We start from the raw sequence: 19453 nt of genomic DNA on the forward strand, positions 1-19453 counted from the left end.
ACCAGGACGAACGAAGGGGCCCCGGTCAACCGACCGGGGCCCCTTCGCAGTTCGGAGCGTCAGATCTTGACGCGGACCTCCTTGCGGAGCTTGACCGTGAGCGCGGCCACCTCCGTCGGATCCGCCCCCTTGCCGGCCGCGATGTCCGAGAACTCCAGGGGCATCACGAAGCCGATCGTGCTGTGGTCGCCCCAGGCGCAGTACGTCATCTTCATCTCGCTCGGCACACCCGCCGAGGCCTCGGTGTTCTTCATCGTGGCCTGCTGGCACTTCAGGACGGTGCCGTCGAAGCCCTCGGGCGTGTAGGCCTTCGGGTCGCCCTCGAAGGTGACGTCGTTCTCGGCCGCGTCCTTCTTCATGGAGGCGAAGAGCGCGTCGACCGTCTTCTCGGGGTCCTCGATCTCGCCGTAGACACCACCGAAGGACAGCAGCTTGCCCGCCAGCGGGTTGTCCGGGTCCTCGCCCGCCTGGTACGACGCGTCGACGTCCTTGGGGTCCTTCACGCCCCACTTCGCGGCGTCCTTCAGATCCTCCTCGGTCATCGCACCGTCGGAGTTCTCGCCCTCGCTCTTCTTGTACTCGCCGAGAACCTTGGCCGGAGTGGTCAGCTTGTGCGGACCGTCGTCCCCGGCGGCCGAGTCGCTGTCACCCCCACCCAGCACCAGCGCCGCGCCCACCGCGATCGCCGCCACGACCGCCACCGCGCCGATGATCAGGCCGAGCTTCTTCTTGCCGCCGCCGCCACTGCCACCGCCGGGCACGGGCGGCATCGGGGTCGTGTAGGGCTGCTGACCGTACTGCTGCTGCCCGTACGGCGGGGTCTGGGGCGGGACGCCGCCCTGCTGGGGGTAGCCGTAGCCCGGCTGTTGGGGCTGGGCGGGCTGCTGGGGGTAGCCGTAGCCGGGCTGGGGGGCCTGCGGCGGCTGCTGGCCGTACGGGCCCGGCTGGCCGTACGGTCCGGGCTGCTGGGGCTGCCCGCCGTACGGGCCCGGCTGGTTGTGACTCATTACTGGGGTCCCCTCCAGATGCTTATGTGTTCCGAACATCCTGGCGCAGGCAGGGCGCACGCACCGCATCGGGGGGTGCCACCGTTACAGAACAAAGCCGTTTCGGGACACCCCCGCGACACCCCTAAACTGGGCCCGTGACCGAGAACGCTCAGCAGCAGCCATCAGCGCCCGACACCGAACTGCCGACCCAGTACGCGCCGGCCGAGGTAGAGGGGGCGCTGTACGAGCGCTGGGTGGAACGGGGTTACTTCGCCGCCGACGCGAAGAGCGACAAGCCCGCGTACACCATCGTCATCCCGCCGCCGAACGTCACCGGCTCCCTGCACCTGGGGCACGCCTTCCAGCACACGCTCATGGACGCCCTCACGCGCCGCAAGCGCATGCAGGGGTACGAGTCGCTGTGGCTGCCCGGCATGGACCACGCCGGTATCGCGACCCAGAACAAGGTCGAGCAGCAGCTCGCCGAGGAGGGCAAGTCGCGGCACGACCTGGGGCGCGAGGAGTTCGTCGAGCGCGTCTGGCAGTGGAAGGAAGAGTACGGCGGCAAGATCCTCGGCCAGATGCGCCGCCTGGGCGACGGCGTCGACTGGGACCGTGAGCGGTTCACCATGGACGAAGGGCTGTCCAAGGCCGTCCTCACCATCTTCAAGAAGCTCTACGAGGACGAGCTGATCTACCGCGCCGAGCGCATCATCAACTGGTGCCCGCGCTGTCTGACCGCCATCTCCGACATCGAGGTCGAGTACCAGGAGGACGACGGCGAGCTCGTCTCCATCACGTACGGGGAGGGGGAGGAGACGCTCGTCGTCGCCACCACCCGTGCCGAGACCATGCTCGGTGACACCGCCGTCGCCGTTCACCCCGACGACGAGCGCTACCGGCACCTCGTCGGCAAGCGGATCAAGCTGCCGCTGACCGACCGCACCATCCCCGTCGTCGCCGACACCCACGTCGATCCCGCGTTCGGCACCGGTGCCGTCAAGGTGACCCCGGCCCACGACCCCAACGACTTCGCCATCGGCCAGCGCCACGGCCTGGAGTCGATCACGGTCATGGACGAGCGGGCCGTCATCACGGTCCACGGACCCTTCCAGGGCCTGGACCGCTTCGAGGCGCGCTCCGCCATCGTCGCGGCGCTGCGCTCGCAGGGCCGGATCGTCGCCGAGAAGCGGCCCTACGTCCACTCCGTCGGCCACTGCTCGCGCTGCAAGACCACCATCGAGCCGCGCCTGTCGATGCAGTGGTGGGTCAAGGTCGGCCCGCTCGCCAAGGCCGCCGGTGACGCGGTCCGCGACGGCCGGGTCAGGATCCACCCCGAGGACATGTCGAAGCGGTACTTCGACTGGGTCGACAACATGCACGACTGGTGCATCTCGCGGCAGTTGTGGTGGGGCCACCGGATTCCGGTCTGGTACGGCCCGGACGGCGAGGTCGTCTGCGTCGGCCCCGACGAGGAGCCGCCCACGGGCGAGGGCTGGCACCAGGACACCGATGTCCTGGACACCTGGTTCTCCTCCGGCCTGTGGCCCTTCTCCACGCTCGGCTGGCCCGAACAGACCGCGGACCTGCGGAAGTTCTACTCCACCGACGTCCTGCTGACCGGCCACGACATCATCTTCTTCTGGGTCGCCCGGATGATGATGTTCGGCCTCTACGCCATGGACGGCGAGGTCCCGTTCAAGACCATCGCCCTGACCGGCCTGGTCCGCGACGAGCGCGGCAAGAAGATGTCGAAGTCCTTCGGCAACGTCGTCGACCCGCTCGACTGGATGGACAAGTACGGCTCCGACGCCGTCCGTTTCACCCTGGCCCGCGGCGCCAACCCCGGCACCGACGTCCCGATCGGCGAGGACTGGGTCCAGGCGTCCCGGAACTTCGCCAACAAGATCTGGAACGCCACCCGCTTCGCGCTGATGAACGGCGCGACGGTCGAGGGCCCGCTGCCGTCCCCCGAGCAGATGTCGGCCACGGACCGCTGGATCCTGTCCCGTCTCAACAAGACGGTCGCCCAAGTGGACGCGTTCTACGAGGACTTCCAGTTCGCCAAGCTCTCCGACGCCCTCTTCCACTTCGCGTGGGACGAGGTCTTCGACTGGTACGTCGAGCTGTCGAAGACCACGTTCCAGGCGGGCGGCGAGGGCGCCAAGGTCTCCCAGCGCGTCCTCGGCGAGGTCCTCGACGTCACGCTGAAGCTGCTGCACCCGCTTGTCCCGTTCGTCACCGACACCCTCTGGACCACCCTCACGGGCGGCGAGTCCATCGTCATCGCGGACTGGCCGACGGACAGCGGCTTCCGTGACGACGCCGCCGAGCGGGAGATCGAGACCCTCCAGTCCGTCATCACCGAGGTCCGCCGCTTCCGCGCCGACCAGGGCCTCCAGCCCGGCCAGCGCGTCCCGGCCCGCCTCACCCTCGACGGCACGGCACTGGCGCCGCACGAGGCCGCCATCCGCCAGCTCCTGCGCCTCCAGCCCGAGGGCGACGCCTTCACGGCCACGGCGACCCTCCCGGTCGCCGGCGCCGAGGTCGCCCTCGACCTCTCCGGCACCATCGACGTCGCGGCGGAGCGCAAGCGCCTCGCGAAGGACCTGGCGGCCGCCGAGAAGGAGAAGGCCCAGGCCACGGCGAAGCTCGGCAACGAGGCGTTCCTCGCCAAGGCCCCGGACAACGTGGTGGACAAGATTCGCGGCCGGCTGGCGAAGGCGGACGAGGACATCGCCCGTATCCAGTCCCAGCTGGACAGGCTGCCCCAGCAGTAGCCGACCCCGGGGCGCGGGGAACTGTGCGAGCCACAGCCTCCCCGCGCCCGCAAGGCGGCACCGGCCACCCCACTCCATGGGCGGCATGCCGGTCAGCCTCCGTAGACTGGCCCCGTGAGCGACAGCGACCCCTTCGACGAGATCATCGACGCCGAGACAGACCGGGACCCCGACCTCGCGGTCATCGAGGCCGGCAGCCGCACCCTGCGCACCCAGGGCGGCCCGCCGGAGGCAGACGTGCCGGGACGACCCGAGGACCCCGAGGTCGACAAGGCTCTGCGCGCGGTCGAGGCGGACCTCGCCACGCGGTGGGGCGAGACCAAGCTGGAGCCCTCCGTCAGCCGTATCGCCGCGCTCATGGACGTCCTGGGCGACCCGCAGCGGTCGTACCCCTCGATCCACATCACCGGCACCAACGGCAAGACCTCCACGGCCCGCATGATCGAGGCCCTCCTCGGCGCCTTCGAGCTGCGCACCGGCCGGTACACCAGCCCCCACGTGCAGTCGATCACCGAGCGCATCAGCCTGGACGGGGCACCGATCTCGGCGGAGCGCTTCATCGAGACGTACGAGGACATCAGGCCGTACGTCGAGATGGTCGACGCGCAGCAGGAGTACCGGCTGTCCTTCTTCGAGGTGCTGACCGGCATGGCGTACGCCGCCTTCGCCGACGCCCCGGTCGACGTGGCGGTCGTCGAGGTCGGCATGGGCGGCTCCTGGGACGCCACCAACGTCATCGACGGGGACGTCGCCGTCGTCACCCCCATCGACCTGGACCACACCGACCGGCTGGGCGAGACGACCGCCGCGATCGCCACGGAGAAGGCCGGCATCATCAAGCAGGACGCGACGGTCATCCTGGCGCAGCAGCCGGTCGACGCCGCTCAAGTCCTGCTGAAGAAGGCGGTCGAGGTCGACGCCACGGTCGCTCGTGAGGGACTCGAGTTCGGAGTGGTCGCGCGGCAGGTCGCGGTCGGCGGGCAACTGCTCACGCTGCGCGGGCTCGGCGGGGAGTACGAGGAGGTCTACCTCCCGCTGCACGGTGCCTACCAGGCGCACAACGCCGCCGTGGCGCTCGCCGCGGTCGAGGCGTTCTTCGGCGTCGGCTCGCAGCGGCCCGAGCCGCTCGACATCGACACCGTACGCAAGGCCTTCGCGGCCGTGACCTCCCCGGGGCGGCTGGAGGTCGTACGGCGTTCTCCCACCGTCGTGCTGGACGCGGCGCACAATCCCGCGGGCGCCCGTGCCACCGCCGAGGCGATCGGCGAGGCCTTCGACTTCAGCCGGCTGATCGGGGTGGTCGGGGCGAGCGGCGACAAGAACGTGCGAGGGCTGCTGGAGGCCTTCGAGCCGATCTTCGCGGAGATCGTCGTCACCCAGAACACCAGTCACCGGGCCATGGACGCGGACGAGCTTGCCGGAATCGCCGTCGAGGTGTTCGGTGAGGAGCGCGTACAGGTCGAGCCGCGGCTGCCCGACGCCCTGGAGGCCGCGATCACGCTGGCCGAGGAGGAGGGCGAGTTCGCGGGCGGCGGTGTGCTCGTCACCGGATCGGTCATCACAGTCGGCGAGGCCCGGCTGCTGCTGGGGAAGGGCTGAAACCCACCAATGCGTACTCTGTGCTCCTCGACCCTGATCGGCGAGTTCTTCATCATCGGCTTCGCCGCGCTGGTCGCCATGAAGGACGACAGCCTGTCCACGTCGGCGGTGTGGACGGTCAGCGGTGTCGCCATGGTGCTGTGTCTGGTGCTGTGCGGTGTGATCACCCGGCCCGGCGGCGTCGCCCTCGGCTGGGCCCTTCAGATCGCCCTGATCGCCTCCGGGTTCGTCGTGCCGACGATGTTCTTCCTGGGCGTGGTCTTCGCGGCGCTGTGGTGGGCCTCGGTGCACTACGGGCGGAAGGTCGACGAGGCGAAGGCCAGGTTCGCGGCGCAGGCCGACTCCCCTACACCTGACGCTGCGTGACCGGCCGGGGGACACGCCCGGTAATCTCGTCACCCGCACATTTTTTGATCACAAGGAGCCCGTCGTGACCCAGCGCACCCTCGTCCTGCTCAAGCCCGACGCCGTCCGTCGTGGCCTGACCGGCGAGATCATCAGCCGTATCGAGCGCAAGGCCGGCTGGCAGATCACCGCGCTGGAGCTGCGCACCCTCGACCAGGACACGCTGGAGCAGCACTACGGCGAGCACAAGGGCAAGCCGTTCTACGAGCCGCTGGTGGAGTTCATGGCCTCCGGTCCGGTCGTGGCGCTGATCGTCGAGGGCGAGCGGGTCATCGAGGGCGTGCGCGCGCTGGCCGGCCCGACCGACCCGATCGCCGCGGCGCCCGGTTCCATCCGCGGTGACTTCGGTGTGATCGTCCGCGAGAACCTGATCCACGCCTCCGACTCGGAGGAGTCGGCCGAGCGCGAGGTGAAGATCTTCTTCCCCGGCCGCGCCTAGCCTCCGCGCGCGTTCCTTCCGTGCGTGGGTTTCGTGGCTTTTTCTGACGGCGTGTCATAACGCCCGTCGGTCTGACCTGGGACGGCCGTCTGTTTTCGGCCGTCCCTTGGCATATGCGTGCCGATCGGGGGAACGGGTTCCCCCTATGGACCGTCTCCACAAGCGCGGCGGCCTCTCATCTGCTGACAATGGCGAAGACCCTCGCGCAGTGTTCGCGTAGGCGCCACTACGATGGAAGCCTTCACGTCACAGCACCCACTTCGCCGACCTGAAAAGCCCTCAAAGCTCCCAGGAAGGCCAGACGAATCCTGATGGGGAACTCAATGTCGTTCATCGGCCGTGACATGGCTGTCGACCTCGGGACCGCCAACACGCTGGTGTACGTCAGGGGTCGCGGGATCGTACTCAACGAGCCGTCCGTCGTCGCGATCAACACGAACACCGGTGGAATCCTGGCTGTCGGCGCCGAAGCGAAGAAGATGATCGGGCGCACGCCCGGCAACATCGTTGCCGTGCGTCCGCTGAAGGACGGTGTCATCGCCGACTTCGAGATCACCGAGCGGATGCTCCGCTACTTCATCCTGAAGATCCACAAGCGGCGGTATCTGGCTCGTCCGCGGGTCGTCGTCTGTGTGCCCTCGGGCATCACGGGCGTCGAGCGCCGCGCCGTCATCGAGGCGTCGTCCCAGGCCGGCGCCCGTCAGGTGCACATCATCGAGGAGCCCATGGCCGCGGCCATCGGCTCCGGCCTGCCGGTCCACGAGGCCACGGGCAACATGGTGGTCGACATCGGCGGCGGCACCACGGAGGTCGCGGTCATCTCGCTCGGCGGCATCGTCACCGCCCAGTCCATCCGCGTCGCGGGCGACGAACTGGACAACGCGATCATCCAGCACATCAAGAAGGAGTACTCCCTCCTCCTCGGTGAGCGGACGGCCGAGCAGATCAAGATCACGATCGGTTCGGCGTACGACCTCGACGCTGACGAACACACCGAGATCCGCGGCCGGGACCTGGTGTCCGGGCTGCCCAAGACCGTCGTCATCTCGGCCGCCGAGGTCCGCAAGGCGATCGAGGAACCCGTCAACGCGATCGTGGACGCGGTCAAGACGACCCTCGACAAGTGCCCGCCCGAGCTGTCCGGCGACATCATGGACCGCGGGATCGTCCTGACCGGCGGCGGCGCCCTGCTGCGCGGTCTGGACGAGCGGCTGCGCCGGGAGACCGGCATGCCGATCCACATCGCCGAGGACCCGCTGGACAGCGTGGCGCTCGGCTCCGGCAAGTGCGTGGAGGAGTTCGAGGCGCTCCAGCAGGTCCTCGACGCCCAGCCGCGCAGATGACGTAACTCTTCGATTCCGCCGTACGAGATGATCTCCTCTCGTGCGGCGGATCGTTGATATAGAGGCATATGCTCGCGCACACACCCGCCTCTACACACCCGCACATTCCTGAACACCGCACATTCCTATTGAGGAAGGCACGCCGCCGCACGTGAGGGACACACGAGAGAGCCGGCTGCTCCTGGTGCTGCTGATCGCCATCGCGTTCGCACTGATCACGGTGGACATCCGCGGCGGGGAGGACTCACCGGTCGACGGTGCCCGCCAGGCCGCGGCCACGGTCTTCGGCCCCGTCGAGGACGGCGTCTCGGCCGCCGTGAACCCGGTCGGCAACGCGGTCTCCGCGATCCGCGACTCCGGCGAGCGACACGACCGGATGGCCGCGCTGGAGAAGGAGAACGCGGCCCTCAAGGCCCGCCTCGGCAGCGACGACCGCAACGCCAGCCGCCTCAAGCAGCTCACCAGCATGCTGAACGTGGCCGCCGAGGGGCAGTACGGCATCAAGGGCGCCGAGGTCATCGCCATAGGAGCGGCCCAGGGCTTCTCCTGGACGATCACCATCGACGTCGGCAGCAACGACGGCATCAGGCGCGACATGACCGTGCTCAACGGCGACGGACTCGTCGGCCGCGTGACCACCGTCGGCCCCGACACCGCCACCGTGCTGCTCGCCAGCGACCCCGACTTCACCGTCGGCACCCGCATGGAGGCCGGTGACGAGCTGGGCTTCGCCTCCGGGCAGGGCGACCGCCCGCTGCGCGTCGAACTCCTCAACGGCAAGGCCGAGGTGAAGAAGGGCGACCGTCTGGTCACCTTCGGCTCGCAGGCCGACAAGCCCTTCGTGCCCGGCGTCCCCGTCGGCGTCGTCTCCCGCGTCGACCCCTCCGGCGGCGACCTCACCCGCACCCTCTACGTCACGCCGTACGTCAGCTTCACCAAGCTCGACATCGTCGGCGTCGTCGTCGAGACCCCGAAGAAGGACCCGCGAGACACGGTGCTGCCCGACAAGCCGAAGCCGACCCCCCGGCCGACCGTCACCGTCACGGTGACCCCGTCCGCCAACGCCCCCGCCGACGGCCAGCTCGAGCAAGAGCAGTAGGAGCTGATTCCCCTTGCGTGTCAACCGGATCCTGCTCTCCACCTCCCTCGTCGTCGTCGCCCTGGTCCTGCAGGTCAGCGTCCTGGCCCGACTCCACCTCCCGGGCGCGGTCCCCGACCTGCTGCTGCTGACCGTCCTCGGTCTGGCGATGGTCTACGGCCATGTCGGCGGCGCCCTCGTCGGGTTCGGCGCCGGTCTGCTGGCCGACCTCGCGCCGCCCGCCGACCACGCCGCCGGGCGCTACGCGCTGGTCCTGTGCGTCATCGGCTATCTCGCCGGGCTCGCCAAACCGGAGAACGGCAGACTCAAGTCGGCCACCGGCCCGATGCTCGTCGTCGTCGCCGCGGCCGTCGGCACCACCCTGCTCTACGCCGGTGTCGGCGCCCTCGTCGGCGACACCGCCGCCCGCCATGTCGGGCTCGGCAGCCTGCTGTTCACCGCCGCGCTCTACGACCTGCTGCTCGCGCCCTTCGTCGTCCCCGGCATCATGGCGCTCGCCCGCCGCGCCGAGAACGACCCCCTCGCGGAGACCACCTCCGCCGCCAACGCCACCGACATCTCCTCCGGCTGGCTCTCCTCGGGCACCGGCCTGAGGATCGGCGGCCAGCGCGGCGGACTCGGCGCGCTGAAGACCAAGGCCCGCACCCGGACCGCACGCGTCGGGCGCATCAAGGGGGTCAAGCGGCTGTGACGGCGGGGCAAGGGCGCCTGGAGCAGGCGCCGGTGAGGGCGGGGCAGATGGCCGAGAGGCCGGGCGAGTTCACCCGAACGTGTCCGCCGGGACGGAACGCGGCCTCACAGGTCAGCCGTTCATCATTCGTACGCGCACACCACACGGCGCACTGAGAGGGGGCGGCAGCCGCAGTGACCAACATCCCCGAGACCGGTCGGACCCCACGGGTCCAGATCAGGCTCATCGTGATCCAGATCCTCGTCCTGTCCCTGCTCGGCACCCTCGGCGGGCGCCTGTGGTACCTCCAGATCCGCGAGGGCGACGAGTACGCCAAGGAGGCCTCCGGCAACCACGTCCAGCAGGTCGTGGAACCCGCCGTCCGCGGCTCGATCCTGGACGCGCGCGGCGTGCCCATCGCGGACAACGAGACCCGGCTCGTGGTCTCCGCCTCCCGCACCGACCTGCTGAAGATGAAGGACGACGGCAAGGCCGTCCTCACCAAGCTGGCCAAGGTCCTCGGCATGACGCCCCAGGAAGTCATGCAGAAGGTCCGCCTCTGCGACGCCGAGACCCCCCAGCCCTGCTGGAACGGCTCGCCGTACCAGCCCATCCCCATCACCGACGAGGCCACCGCCAAGCAGGCCCTGCAGATCCGCGAGCGCGCCGAGGACTTCCCCGGCATCACCGCCGAGCCCGAGGCCGTCCGCCGCTACCCGAGCCCCGGCAAGGCCAACACCGCCCAGGTCCTCGGCTACCTCTCCCCGGTCACCGACGAGGAGATCACCAAGGCCCAGGACACCGACTCGCCCTACCTGCGCTCCGACCAGGTGGGCCGCAGCGGCCTGGAGCGCCAGTACGACAAGGAGCTGCGCGGCAAGGCCGGCGTCACCCGCTACGAGGTCGACAACCTCGGCCGCGTCATCGGCCAGGCCGAGGCCGACGAGGCCCAGCCCGGCGCCGACCTCGTCACCAGCATCGACGCCCGCGTCCAGCGGGTCGCGGAGTACGAGCTGAACGACGCGATGAAGAAGGCCCGCGAGGTCTTCGACGACAACACCGGCGAGAACTACAAGGCCGACTCCGGCGCGGTCGTCGTGATGGAGGCCAAGACCGGCCGCATCGTCGCCATGGCGTCCAACCCGACCTACGACCCGAACGCCTGGGTCGGCGGCATCTCCGCCAAGGACTACAGGAAGCTCACCGGCAAGGACTCCAACTACCCGCTGATCAACCGCGCCATCCAGGGCCAGTCGGCGCCCGGCTCCATCTTCAAGGTGGTCCCGACCGCCGCCGCGGTCAACGCCGGCTACTCCTTCGCCGGCCCCTACAACTGCTCCAGCTCGTACTCCATCGGCGGCCAGGTCTTCAAGAACTTCGAGACCAAGGGATACGGCCCGATCAGCCTCGGGCGCGCCCTGGAGGTCTCCTGCGACACCGTCTTCTACCGCCTCTCCCACGAGGAGTGGAAGAAGGACGGCGGCCTCAAGCCGAAGAAGGACGCCAACAACTGGTTCTACAAGACCGCCCACCAGTTCGGTCTCGGCGCCACCACCGGCATCGACCTGCCCAACGAGGTCAGCGGCCGCATCCCGGACCGCAAGTGGAAGCAGGACTACTGGAAGGCCAACAAGGACGCCTGGTGCAAGACGGGGAAGAAGGGCGGCAGCTACGCCGAGCAGATCGCCTACGAGAACTGCCTCGAAGGCAACCTGATGCGCGCCGGTGACTCCGTCAACTACTCCATCGGCCAGGGCGACACCCTCGTCACCCCCATCCAGATGGCCACCATCTACGCGGCGATCTCCAACGGCGGCACGCTCTACGACCCCTCCGTCGGCAAGGCCGTCGTCAGCGCCGACGGCAGGACGGTCGACGAGATCAAGCCGAAGGCCCACGGCAAGCTGCCCATAAGCGCCAAGACGCTGGCCGAGATGGACGACGCCCTCGCGGGCGTCGCCACCCGCGGCACCGCCGCCTGGCGGTTCGCCGACGTCGGCTGGCCGCAGGACAAGATCCCGATGCACGCCAAGACCGGTACCGCCGAGGTCTACGGCAAGCAGACGACGTCCTGGTTCGCCACGTACACCAAGGACTACGCGGTCGTCATGACCATCTCCCAGGGTGGTACGGGCTCCGGCGCCTCCGGCCCCGCCGTGCGCAACATCTACGACGCGCTGTACGGCGTCTCCGACGACGGCACCATCGACAAGAAGAACGCGCTGCTGCCCACCCCGCAGAAGGGCCTGCCGAAGGTCCAGACGGACGGCACGATCAAGTCCCCGAAGGTCTCCAAGGACCCGGGCAAGGAGCAGCGGGTGACCCAGGAGGGCGCCCCCGAGCCGGACGAGACCCAGCTGGCGGCGACCGTCGAGAACACCGCGACACGTAACCGCGACACCCGCAGGCGCCGCCGCAGGGGAAGCCGGAGGATGTGCACATGACCGGCAACAGCTTCTCCGTCCCCGGCTACGGTCCCGAACGGGCGGGCTGGACCCGGCTGTTCGCCCGGGACTCCGTGGCCCGCCGACTGGACTGGCCGATACTGTTCGCGGCCCTCGCCCTGTCGGGGATCGGTTCGCTGCTGGTCTTCTCGGCCACCCGCAACCGCACCGAGATCAACCAGGGCGACCCGTACTACTTCCTGATCCGGCACATCATGAACACCGGCATCGGCTTCGCCCTGATGATCGGCACCGTCTGGCTCGGCCACCGCGCGCTGCGCACGGCCGTGCCGATCCTCTACGGCGCCTCGGTGTTCCTGATCCTGATGGTGCTCACCCCGCTCGGCTCCACGGTCAACGGCGCGCACTCCTGGATCGTGCTCGGCGGCGGCTTCTCCCTCCAGCCCTCGGAGTTCGTGAAGATCACGATCATCCTGGGCATGGCGATGCTGCTGGCGGCGCGGGTCGACGCGGGCGACAAGCCCTACCCCGACCACCGCACCGTCCTCCAGGCGCTGGGCCTGGCCGCCGTGCCGATGCTGATCGTCATGCTGATGCCCGACCTCGGGTCGGTCATGGTCATGGTCATCATCGTGCTGGGCGTGCTGCTCGCCTCCGGCGCCTCCAACCGCTGGGTGTTCGGCCTGCTCGGCGCGGGAGCGACGGGCGCGATCGCGGTCTGGCAGCTCGGCGTCCTGGACGACTACCAGATCGCCCGCTTCGCCGCCTTCGCCAACCCCAGCCTCGACCCGGCCGGCGTCGGCTACAACACCAACCAGGCCCGTATCGCCATCGGCTCCGGCGGGCTCACCGGCTCCGGCCTGTTCCAGGGTTCGCAGACCACCGGCCAGTTCGTCCCGGAACAGCAGACCGACTTCGTGTTCACCGTGGCGGGCGAGGAGCTCGGCTTCGTCGGGGCGGGCCTGATCATCGTGCTGCTCGGCGTGGTGCTGTGGCGGGCCTGCCGCATCGCCCGCGAGACGACGGAGCTGTACGGCACCATCGTGGCCGCCGGGATCGTGGCCTGGTTCGCCTTCCAGTCCTTCGAGAACATCGGGATGACCCTCGGGATCATGCCGGTCACCGGCCTGCCGCTGCCGTTCGTGTCGTACGGCGGAACGTCGATGTTCGCGGTGTGGCTGGCGGTCGGACTGCTCCAGTCGATCAGAGTCCAACGGCCGATGTCGGCATAGCGCCACGAGTCGTGCCCAGCGGTGGGCACATGCCCGGTGAGTTCCTGTGGGGTGGGGGAGTGGGATGTCCGAGGAGTACGTGGCCGTGTGCCCGCTCGACGAGGAACTGGTGAGCCGGGTCCTGCGGCTGGCGGAGCTGGACCTGACCGACGCCGACGCCGTCGAGGCCGCGACCGGTGAGGCCGGCTGGTCCGACTGGTCGCAGGCGGTCCAGGGCCCGGCGTACGCGGAGACGCCCGACGTCCCCGAGGCCACGCATGTCACCCCGCAGGGCCACTTCGTGACCGCCGACGGCGACGGCGCGCTCTCGCTGCCCTTCGCCTACCTCTACACGGTCGACGGCGGCCTGCTCGACGAGGACATCTGGGACGCGGTCCCCGGCTGGAGCAGCCAGGAGGGCGCCTGGCGACCGGAGTTCGACGCCCACTACGCCACCGTCGTCCAGCGCTTCACCGATCGGCTCGGACCACCGGACCACGACATACGCCGGCCCAAGTACGACACCCGGTACGTCAGCTGGCGCCTGGAGCACAACGCGCTGGTCGTCGCACAGGGCCCCGAGCCGCTGTCGTACCACCAGTTCGAGGACGCCCACATCCTGCTGATCTCCCGGACCGCGAAGGACGCGCCGTTCCCGGACGCCGAGCAGCTGCGGGCACTCCTCACCTCCTGACCTCGGCAATCCACCCGGGGACTCGCCGTCGGTGCCCTCTGCCGTCCCCGCCCGACTCCGTCTAGATTCGGTGCATGGCGGACACACAGCGCGAGATCGAGCGAAAGTACGAGTCCGACGAGAGCGGGCTGCCCGACCTCACCGGCGTCGCCGGGGTCGCCGCGGTCATCGACAAGGGCGTCGCCCACCTGGACGCCACCTACTACGACACCCACGACGAACGCCTCGCCGCGTCCTCGATCACCCTGCGCCACCGCACCGGTGGCTCCGATCCCGGCTGGCATCTGAAGTTCCCCGTCGCCCCCGGCGTACGGGACGAGATCCGGGCCCCGCTCTCCGACACCCTGCCCGACACCCTCGCCGCCCTGGTCCGCTCCCGGGTCCGGGACGCCGAGCTGGTGCCCGTGGTCCGGCTGCGCTCCGACCGGGACGTGCGCGACCTCGTGGACGCCGACGGCCGGCTGCTCGCCGAGGCCAGCGTGGACGCCGTGCACGCGCAACGGCTCACCGGGGGCGACGGCAGCGCCCAGTGGACCGAGATCGAGGTGGAACTGGCGGACGACGGCGACCCGGCCTTCCTCGACAAGGTGGAGAAGCGGCTGCGCAAGGCGGGGGTGCGGCCCTCGGCGTCGGCGTCGAAGCTCGCGCGCGCCCTGGCCGAGACCGCCCCGCGCAAGCCCGACCTCGCGCCCGTCGAGGACCCCGTGACCGCGGGCGACCACGTGCTCGCGTACGTCCGCACCCAGCGGGACGCGATCGTCGGCCTCGACCCCGCCGTACGCCAGGACACCGAGGACGCGCTCCACCGTATGCGCGTCGCCACGCGCCGGCTGCGCAGCACCTTCACGTCCTTCGGCGAGGTCCTGGACCGGGCGGTCACCGATCCGATCGGCGACGAGCTGAAGTGGCTGGCCGGCGAGCTGGGCGTGGACCGGGACCGGGAGGTGCTGAAGCAACGGCTGTCGGCGACCCTCGACGCGCTGGACCCGACGCTGGTCGCCGGACCGGTCAGCGAGCGACTGAACCGCTGGGCGGGTGACCAGTCCGGGGCCAGCGCCCGGCTGATCGGGGTCCTCGACTCCCGCCGCTACCTGGCCCTCCTCGACGCCCTGGACGCGGTGCTCACGGACCCGCCGCTGCGGAAGGCGGCCGGGAAGAAGCCCGGCAAGGTGCTCGCCGAGGCCGTACGCGAGGCCTTCGGGAAGGTGTCCGCGCTCGTCGAGCAGGCGCTGGAGCTGGAGCCCGGCACCGACCGGGACGCCGCGATCCACGAGGCGCGCAAGAAGACCAAGCGCACCCGGTACGCGGCGGAGGCGGCCACCCCCGCTCTCGGCAAACCCGCGAAGTCCCTGACCAAGAGCATGAAGGGGCTGCAGAACCTGCTCGGGGAGCACCAGGACAGCGTCATGGCCCGCCAGACCCTGCGCGAGCTGTCGGCGGTGGCGCACGCGGCGGGCGAGAGCGCCTTCACCTACGGGGTGCTGTACGAGCGCGAGGAGCAGCGGGCGGCGACCGTGGAGGCCGAGCTGCCCGGCCGCTGGGACGGGATCAGGGGCGCCGCGGACGCCCTGTGAGCCTTCGGGCGTGCTGGGGGTGGCCACGGCCGCGTTAGGCTAGATGGTCACCCCTGCCAGCAAACCCTGTCCTGTCAGTCCAGCCCACCCCACGAAGGTTCGCGAGATGTCTGCCGAAGTCGCTGCGGCCGCTGAGTCTGTGTTCCCGCAGCTCGAAGCTCTGCTCCCGCATGTGCAGAAGCCGATCCAGTACGTCGGCGGAGAGCTCAATTCCACGGTCAAGCCGTGGGAGTCCTGTGACGTCCGCTGGGCGCTCATGTACCCCGACGCCTACGAGGTGGGTCTGCCCAACCAGGGCGTCATGATCCTCTACGAGGTCCTCAACGAGCAGGAGGGCGTCCTCGCCGAGCGCACGTACAGCGTGTGGCCGGACCTGGAGGCGCTGATGCGGGAGCACGCCGTCCCGCAGTTCACGGTGGACAGCCACCGGCCCGTGGGCGCGTTCGACGTCTTCGGCCTGTCCTTCTCCACCGAGCTGGGCTACACGAACATGCTGACGGCGCTGGACCTGGCGGGCATCCCGCTGGAGTCCCGCGACCGCGGTCTGGACGACCCGATCGTGCTGGCGGGCGGCCACGCGGCCTTCAACCCCGAGCCGATCGCGGACTTCATCGACGCGGCGATCATCGGCGACGGCGAGCAGGCCGTGCTCGACATGACGAAGATCATCCGCGAGTGGAAGGCGGAGGGCCGGCCCGGCGGCCGCGAGGAGGTCCTCTTCCGCCTCGCGAGGACGGGCTCGGTGTACATCCCGGCGTTCTACGACGTCGAGTACCTCCCGGACGGCCGAATCGCCCGCGTGGTCCCCAACAAGTCGGGGGTCCCGTGGCGGGTGTCGAAGCACACGGTCATGGACCTCGACGAGTGGCCCTACCCCAAGCAGCCCCTCGTCCCGCTGGCCGAGACGGTGCACGAGCGCATGTCGGTGGAGATCTTCCGCGGCTGCACGCGCGGCTGCCGCTTCTGCCAGGCCGGCATGATCACCCGCCCGGTGCGCGAGCGGTCCATCACGGGCATCGGCGAGATGGTCGAGAAGGGCCTGAAGGCGACCGGCTTCGAGGAGGTGGGCCTGCTGTCGTTGTCGTCGGCCGACCACACCGAGATCGGCGACATCGCCAAGGGCCTGGCGGACCGGTACGAGGAGGACAAGATCGGTCTGTCCCTCCCCTCGACCCGCGTCGACGCCTTCAACGTGGACCTGGCGAACGAACTCACCCGCAACGGCCGCAGGTCGGGCCTGACCTTCGCGCCCGAGGGCGGCTCCGAGCGCATGCGCAAGGTCATCAACAAGATGGTCTCGGAAGAGGACCTCATCCGCACCGTCGCCACCGCCTACGGCAACGGCTGGCGCCAGGTGAAGCTGTACTTCATGTGCGGCCTGCCCACGGAGACCGACGAGGACGTCCTCCAGATCGCCGACATGGCGATGAACGTCATCCAGAAGGGCCGCGAGGTCTCCGGCGCCAACGACATCCGCTGCACGGTCTCGATCGGCGGCTTCGTCCCCAAGCCCCACACGCCCTTCCAGTGGGCCCCGCAGCTCTCGGCGGAGGAGACCGACGCCCGCCTGGAGAAGCTCCGCGACAAGATCCGGGGCGACAAGAAGTACGGCCGCTCCATCGGCTTCCGCTACCACGACGGCAAGCCCGGCATCGTCGAGGGCCTGCTGTCCCGCGGCGACCGCCGCATCGGCGCCGTCATCCGCGCGGTCTACGAGGACGGCGGCCGCTTCGACGGCTGGCGCGAGCACTTCTCCTACGACCGCTGGATGGCCTGCGCCGACAAGGCCCTGGCCGACTTCGGCGTCGACGTCGACTGGTACACCACCCGCGAACGCTCCTACGAGGAGGTCCTCCCCTGGGACCACCTGGACTCCGGCCTCGACAAGGACTGGCTCTGGGAGGACTGGCAGGACGCCCTCGACGAGACAGAGGTCGACGACTGCCGGTGGACGCCGTGCTTCGACTGCGGGGTGTGCCCGCAGATGGACACGAGCATCCAGATCGGCCCGACGGGCAAGAAGCTGCTGCCCCTGACGGTCAAGAACGGCGGCCCGACACCGACGGGGAGCGGGCACACGCACTGACGTGCGTGCGGCGGCTGTCGCCTGAGGGGCGGAGGTCCGGGCCGGGCTCTTCCCGGCGCCGGGGGTGCGGGGTGACCTGAGCGACGCCGAGTCGATATGCCTCGGGGGGATCCGGATCGGGGGAGACGGCGTCTTGTGCGGTATGGAGCTGGAGAAGACCGTGCCGTCGTCGCCCGTGTCGCAGGCGCGGCCGTCCGAGGGGTGTCTGGCGGTGGTGATTCGTGTTCCGGTGCGGATCGTCGCGCTGGTGCTCGTGGTGCCCGTGCGGATGGTGTGGGACGCGTGTGTCGTGGCGGGGAGGTTGCTGAACGACACCGTGCTGCGGCCGGTCGGGCGGGCCCTGTTCGTGTGGCCGTTGGTGGGGCTGTGGCGGTATGCGGTCGTGCCGTTCGGCAAGGGGGTGGGGTGGCTGGGGACGTACCTGCTCGTCGTGCCGGTGGGGTGGCTGTACCGGTATGTGCTTACGCCCTTCGGGCGTGGGCTCGGGGCCGGGTGTGCGTGGGTGTACGCGCGCGTGCTCACACCCGTCGGACACGGGGTGCGGGCCGTCGTGGCGTGGTTGGCGCGGTATCTCCTCGTCCTGCCCGCCACCTGGGTCTGCACGTGGATGCTGATGCCCGTCGGGCGTGCCCTCGTATGGCTGTTCAGGGGGGTCGGGCTCGCGCTGTACTGGGTCACGCGCGTGGTTGTCGTGCTGCCCCTGCTCGCGCTGTGGCGGTGGGTACTGGTGCCCGTCGGGCGGTTCCTCGCCGTCGTGGGGCGGGAGGTGGGGGAGGCCCTCGGGCACGCGTGGCGGGTCGCCGGGCATGTCTCGCGTGCCGTCGGACGGTTCCTCGGAACCCTCTTGCGGTGGCTCCTCGTCGAGCCGGTGCGGTGGGTGTACCGGACGGTGCTCACACCCGTCGGGCACGTCGTCCGCGACCTGGTGCTGCGGCCCGTGGCGGAGGCCGCGCGCAGTGTCCGGCAGGCCGCCCGACAGGCGGTCACGGCCGCCCGGGAGTCCGTACGGCAGGCCCGGGCGGACTTCCGGCGCATGCTCCTCGGCGAACCGGTCAAGAGGGCCGCGGTGGACCGGCGGGAACCGATCGGCCGCGAGACACGTACTCTTGGTAGCAGTACGACCGCACTCACGAAGGACTGAACGACACTGGGCAAGCGACAGCCCGAAGGCCCGCCGCCCGCACCCGCGGTGCAGCGCATCCGACTGCGCTACACCAAGCGCGGCCGCCTCCGGTTCACCAGCCACCGTGACTTCCAGCGCGCTTTCGAGCGTGCGCTGCGCCGTGCCGAGGTGCCGATGGCGTACTCGGCGGGGTTCACGCCGCATCCGAAGGTGTCGTACGCCAATGCCGCACCCACCGGCACGGGCAGTGAGGCGGAGTATCTGGAGATCGCGCTCACCGCGGCGCGTGATCCGGAGCAGCTCAGAGCGCTGCTCGACGAGTCGCTGCCGACCGGCCTCGACATCGTCGACGCGGTCGAGGCCCGGACCTCCGGGCTCGCCGACCGGCTCACGGCTTCGGAGTGGGAGCTGCGGCTCGACGGAGTGGACCCGGCCGACGCCGAGCGCGCGGTCGCGGCCTTCAACGCCGCCGAGTCCGTCGAGGTCCAGCGGATGACCAAGAACGGTGTCCGCACCTTCGACGCCCGCCCCGCGGTCGCCCGGCTGGAGACGCACCGTCCCCAGGCTGATAGGCCGACCGACCAGCCCTGTGCGATACTGCGGCTGGTTGTTCGGCACGTGACGCCTGCCGTACGACCCGACGACGTCCTGTCCGGTCTTCGCGCCGTGGCCGACCTGGCGCCGCCGGTCCCCGCAGCGGTGACCAGGCTGGCGCAGGGGCTGTTCGACGCAGAGAGCGGCACGGTGACCGACCCGCTCGCGCCCGACCGCGAGGCAGCTGAGGCCCATGCGGCCGCCGCCGCCGCGAAGGCGCCGGCGTAGGGAAGGTCCCGCGAAGGACGGATGCCGTAGCGCCGCCCTCGTACTCGGGAGCCACCTGGGTCGGGCAGCGTACCGACCACAAGACTTTCGCCAGGCCGTACCCAACAGGGTGTACGGAACCGGCGAGACAGGACACAGAGAGCTCCCGTGCGGCGCCCGCGCCCCGGACGGCGGCACCGCGCAACGCGCGAGCCGCGGACGTCACCGGCATGTG

The 19453-nt window shown here is 70.1% G+C and carries 15 protein-coding genes; 14 read left to right on the plus strand and 1 reads right to left on the minus strand.

Annotated features, from left to right (window positions below; all coding sequences use genetic code 11):
• Positions 1-59: 59 nt before the first annotated feature.
• The gene (locus ACH41F_RS00395) at positions 60-1007 is read right to left on the minus strand and encodes a hypothetical protein (protein WP_398831860.1); all 948 of its coding nucleotides are present in this window, start codon (positions 1005-1007) and stop codon (positions 60-62) included.
• Between the two features lie 137 nt (positions 1008-1144).
• Here ACH41F_RS00395 and ACH41F_RS00400 point away from each other — a divergent pair, with 137 nt between their 5' ends.
• From ACH41F_RS00400 to ACH41F_RS00465, 14 genes are all read left to right on the plus strand, one after another.
• Positions 1145-3769 (plus strand): valine--tRNA ligase, encoded by a 2625-nt coding sequence (locus ACH41F_RS00400; RefSeq protein ID WP_398831864.1) that lies wholly within the window; start codon positions 1145-1147, stop codon positions 3767-3769.
• Between the two features lie 114 nt (positions 3770-3883).
• Positions 3884-5368 carry a bifunctional folylpolyglutamate synthase/dihydrofolate synthase gene (locus ACH41F_RS00405; RefSeq protein WP_398831867.1) on the plus strand — a complete coding sequence of 495 codons (1485 nt, stop codon included), beginning with the start codon at positions 3884-3886 and terminating at the stop codon, positions 5366-5368.
• A gap of 9 nt (positions 5369-5377) precedes the next feature.
• The gene (locus ACH41F_RS00410; RefSeq protein ID WP_391241441.1) at positions 5378-5734 is read left to right on the plus strand and encodes a DUF4233 domain-containing protein; all 357 of its coding nucleotides are present in this window, start codon (positions 5378-5380) and stop codon (positions 5732-5734) included.
• A gap of 64 nt (positions 5735-5798) precedes the next feature.
• The gene (gene ndk / locus ACH41F_RS00415; protein ID WP_391241443.1) at positions 5799-6212 is read left to right on the plus strand and encodes a nucleoside-diphosphate kinase; all 414 of its coding nucleotides are present in this window, start codon (positions 5799-5801) and stop codon (positions 6210-6212) included.
• 323 nt (positions 6213-6535) lie between these two features.
• On the plus strand, positions 6536-7555 hold the full coding sequence (locus ACH41F_RS00420; RefSeq protein WP_004931372.1) for a rod shape-determining protein: 1020 nt from the start codon (positions 6536-6538) through the stop codon (positions 7553-7555).
• Between the two features lie 151 nt (positions 7556-7706).
• Positions 7707-8654, plus strand: coding sequence for a rod shape-determining protein MreC (gene mreC / locus ACH41F_RS00425; protein ID WP_391241446.1), 948 nt, complete (start codon positions 7707-7709; stop codon positions 8652-8654).
• 13 nt (positions 8655-8667) lie between these two features.
• The gene (gene mreD / locus ACH41F_RS00430) at positions 8668-9345 is read left to right on the plus strand and encodes a rod shape-determining protein MreD (protein WP_391241449.1); all 678 of its coding nucleotides are present in this window, start codon (positions 8668-8670) and stop codon (positions 9343-9345) included.
• Between the two features lie 173 nt (positions 9346-9518).
• Positions 9519-11768 (plus strand): penicillin-binding protein 2, encoded by a 2250-nt coding sequence (gene mrdA / locus ACH41F_RS00435; protein ID WP_398831871.1) that lies wholly within the window; start codon positions 9519-9521, stop codon positions 11766-11768.
• Entirely contained in the window at positions 11765-12961 is a 1197-nt protein-coding gene (gene rodA, locus ACH41F_RS00440; protein ID WP_391241456.1) for a rod shape-determining protein RodA, read from the plus strand. The genes mrdA and rodA overlap by 4 nt, the downstream gene beginning before the upstream one ends.
• Before the next feature lie 64 nt (positions 12962-13025).
• On the plus strand, positions 13026-13634 hold the full coding sequence (locus ACH41F_RS00445) for a hypothetical protein (protein ID WP_398831875.1): 609 nt from the start codon (positions 13026-13028) through the stop codon (positions 13632-13634).
• 74 nt (positions 13635-13708) lie between these two features.
• A complete protein-coding gene (locus ACH41F_RS00450) occupies positions 13709-15208 on the plus strand; it encodes a CHAD domain-containing protein (protein WP_398831877.1) in 1500 nt (499 codons plus the stop codon).
• Between the two features lie 106 nt (positions 15209-15314).
• Positions 15315-17294, plus strand: coding sequence for a TIGR03960 family B12-binding radical SAM protein (locus ACH41F_RS00455; protein WP_391241464.1), 1980 nt, complete (start codon positions 15315-15317; stop codon positions 17292-17294).
• Positions 17295-17436: 142 nt separating this feature from the next.
• Positions 17437-18435: a hypothetical protein gene (locus tag ACH41F_RS00460; RefSeq protein ID WP_391241495.1), complete on the plus strand. Its 999-nt coding sequence runs from the start codon at positions 17437-17439 to the stop codon at positions 18433-18435.
• Between the two features lie 48 nt (positions 18436-18483).
• Positions 18484-19239 (plus strand): TIGR03936 family radical SAM-associated protein, encoded by a 756-nt coding sequence (locus ACH41F_RS00465; protein ID WP_391241468.1) that lies wholly within the window; start codon positions 18484-18486, stop codon positions 19237-19239.
• The last annotated feature ends 214 nt before the right edge of the window (positions 19240-19453 follow it).

Source organism: Streptomyces sp. NPDC020489 (genome assembly GCF_044386545.1).
Lineage (GTDB): Bacteria > Actinomycetota > Actinomycetes > Streptomycetales > Streptomycetaceae > Streptomyces.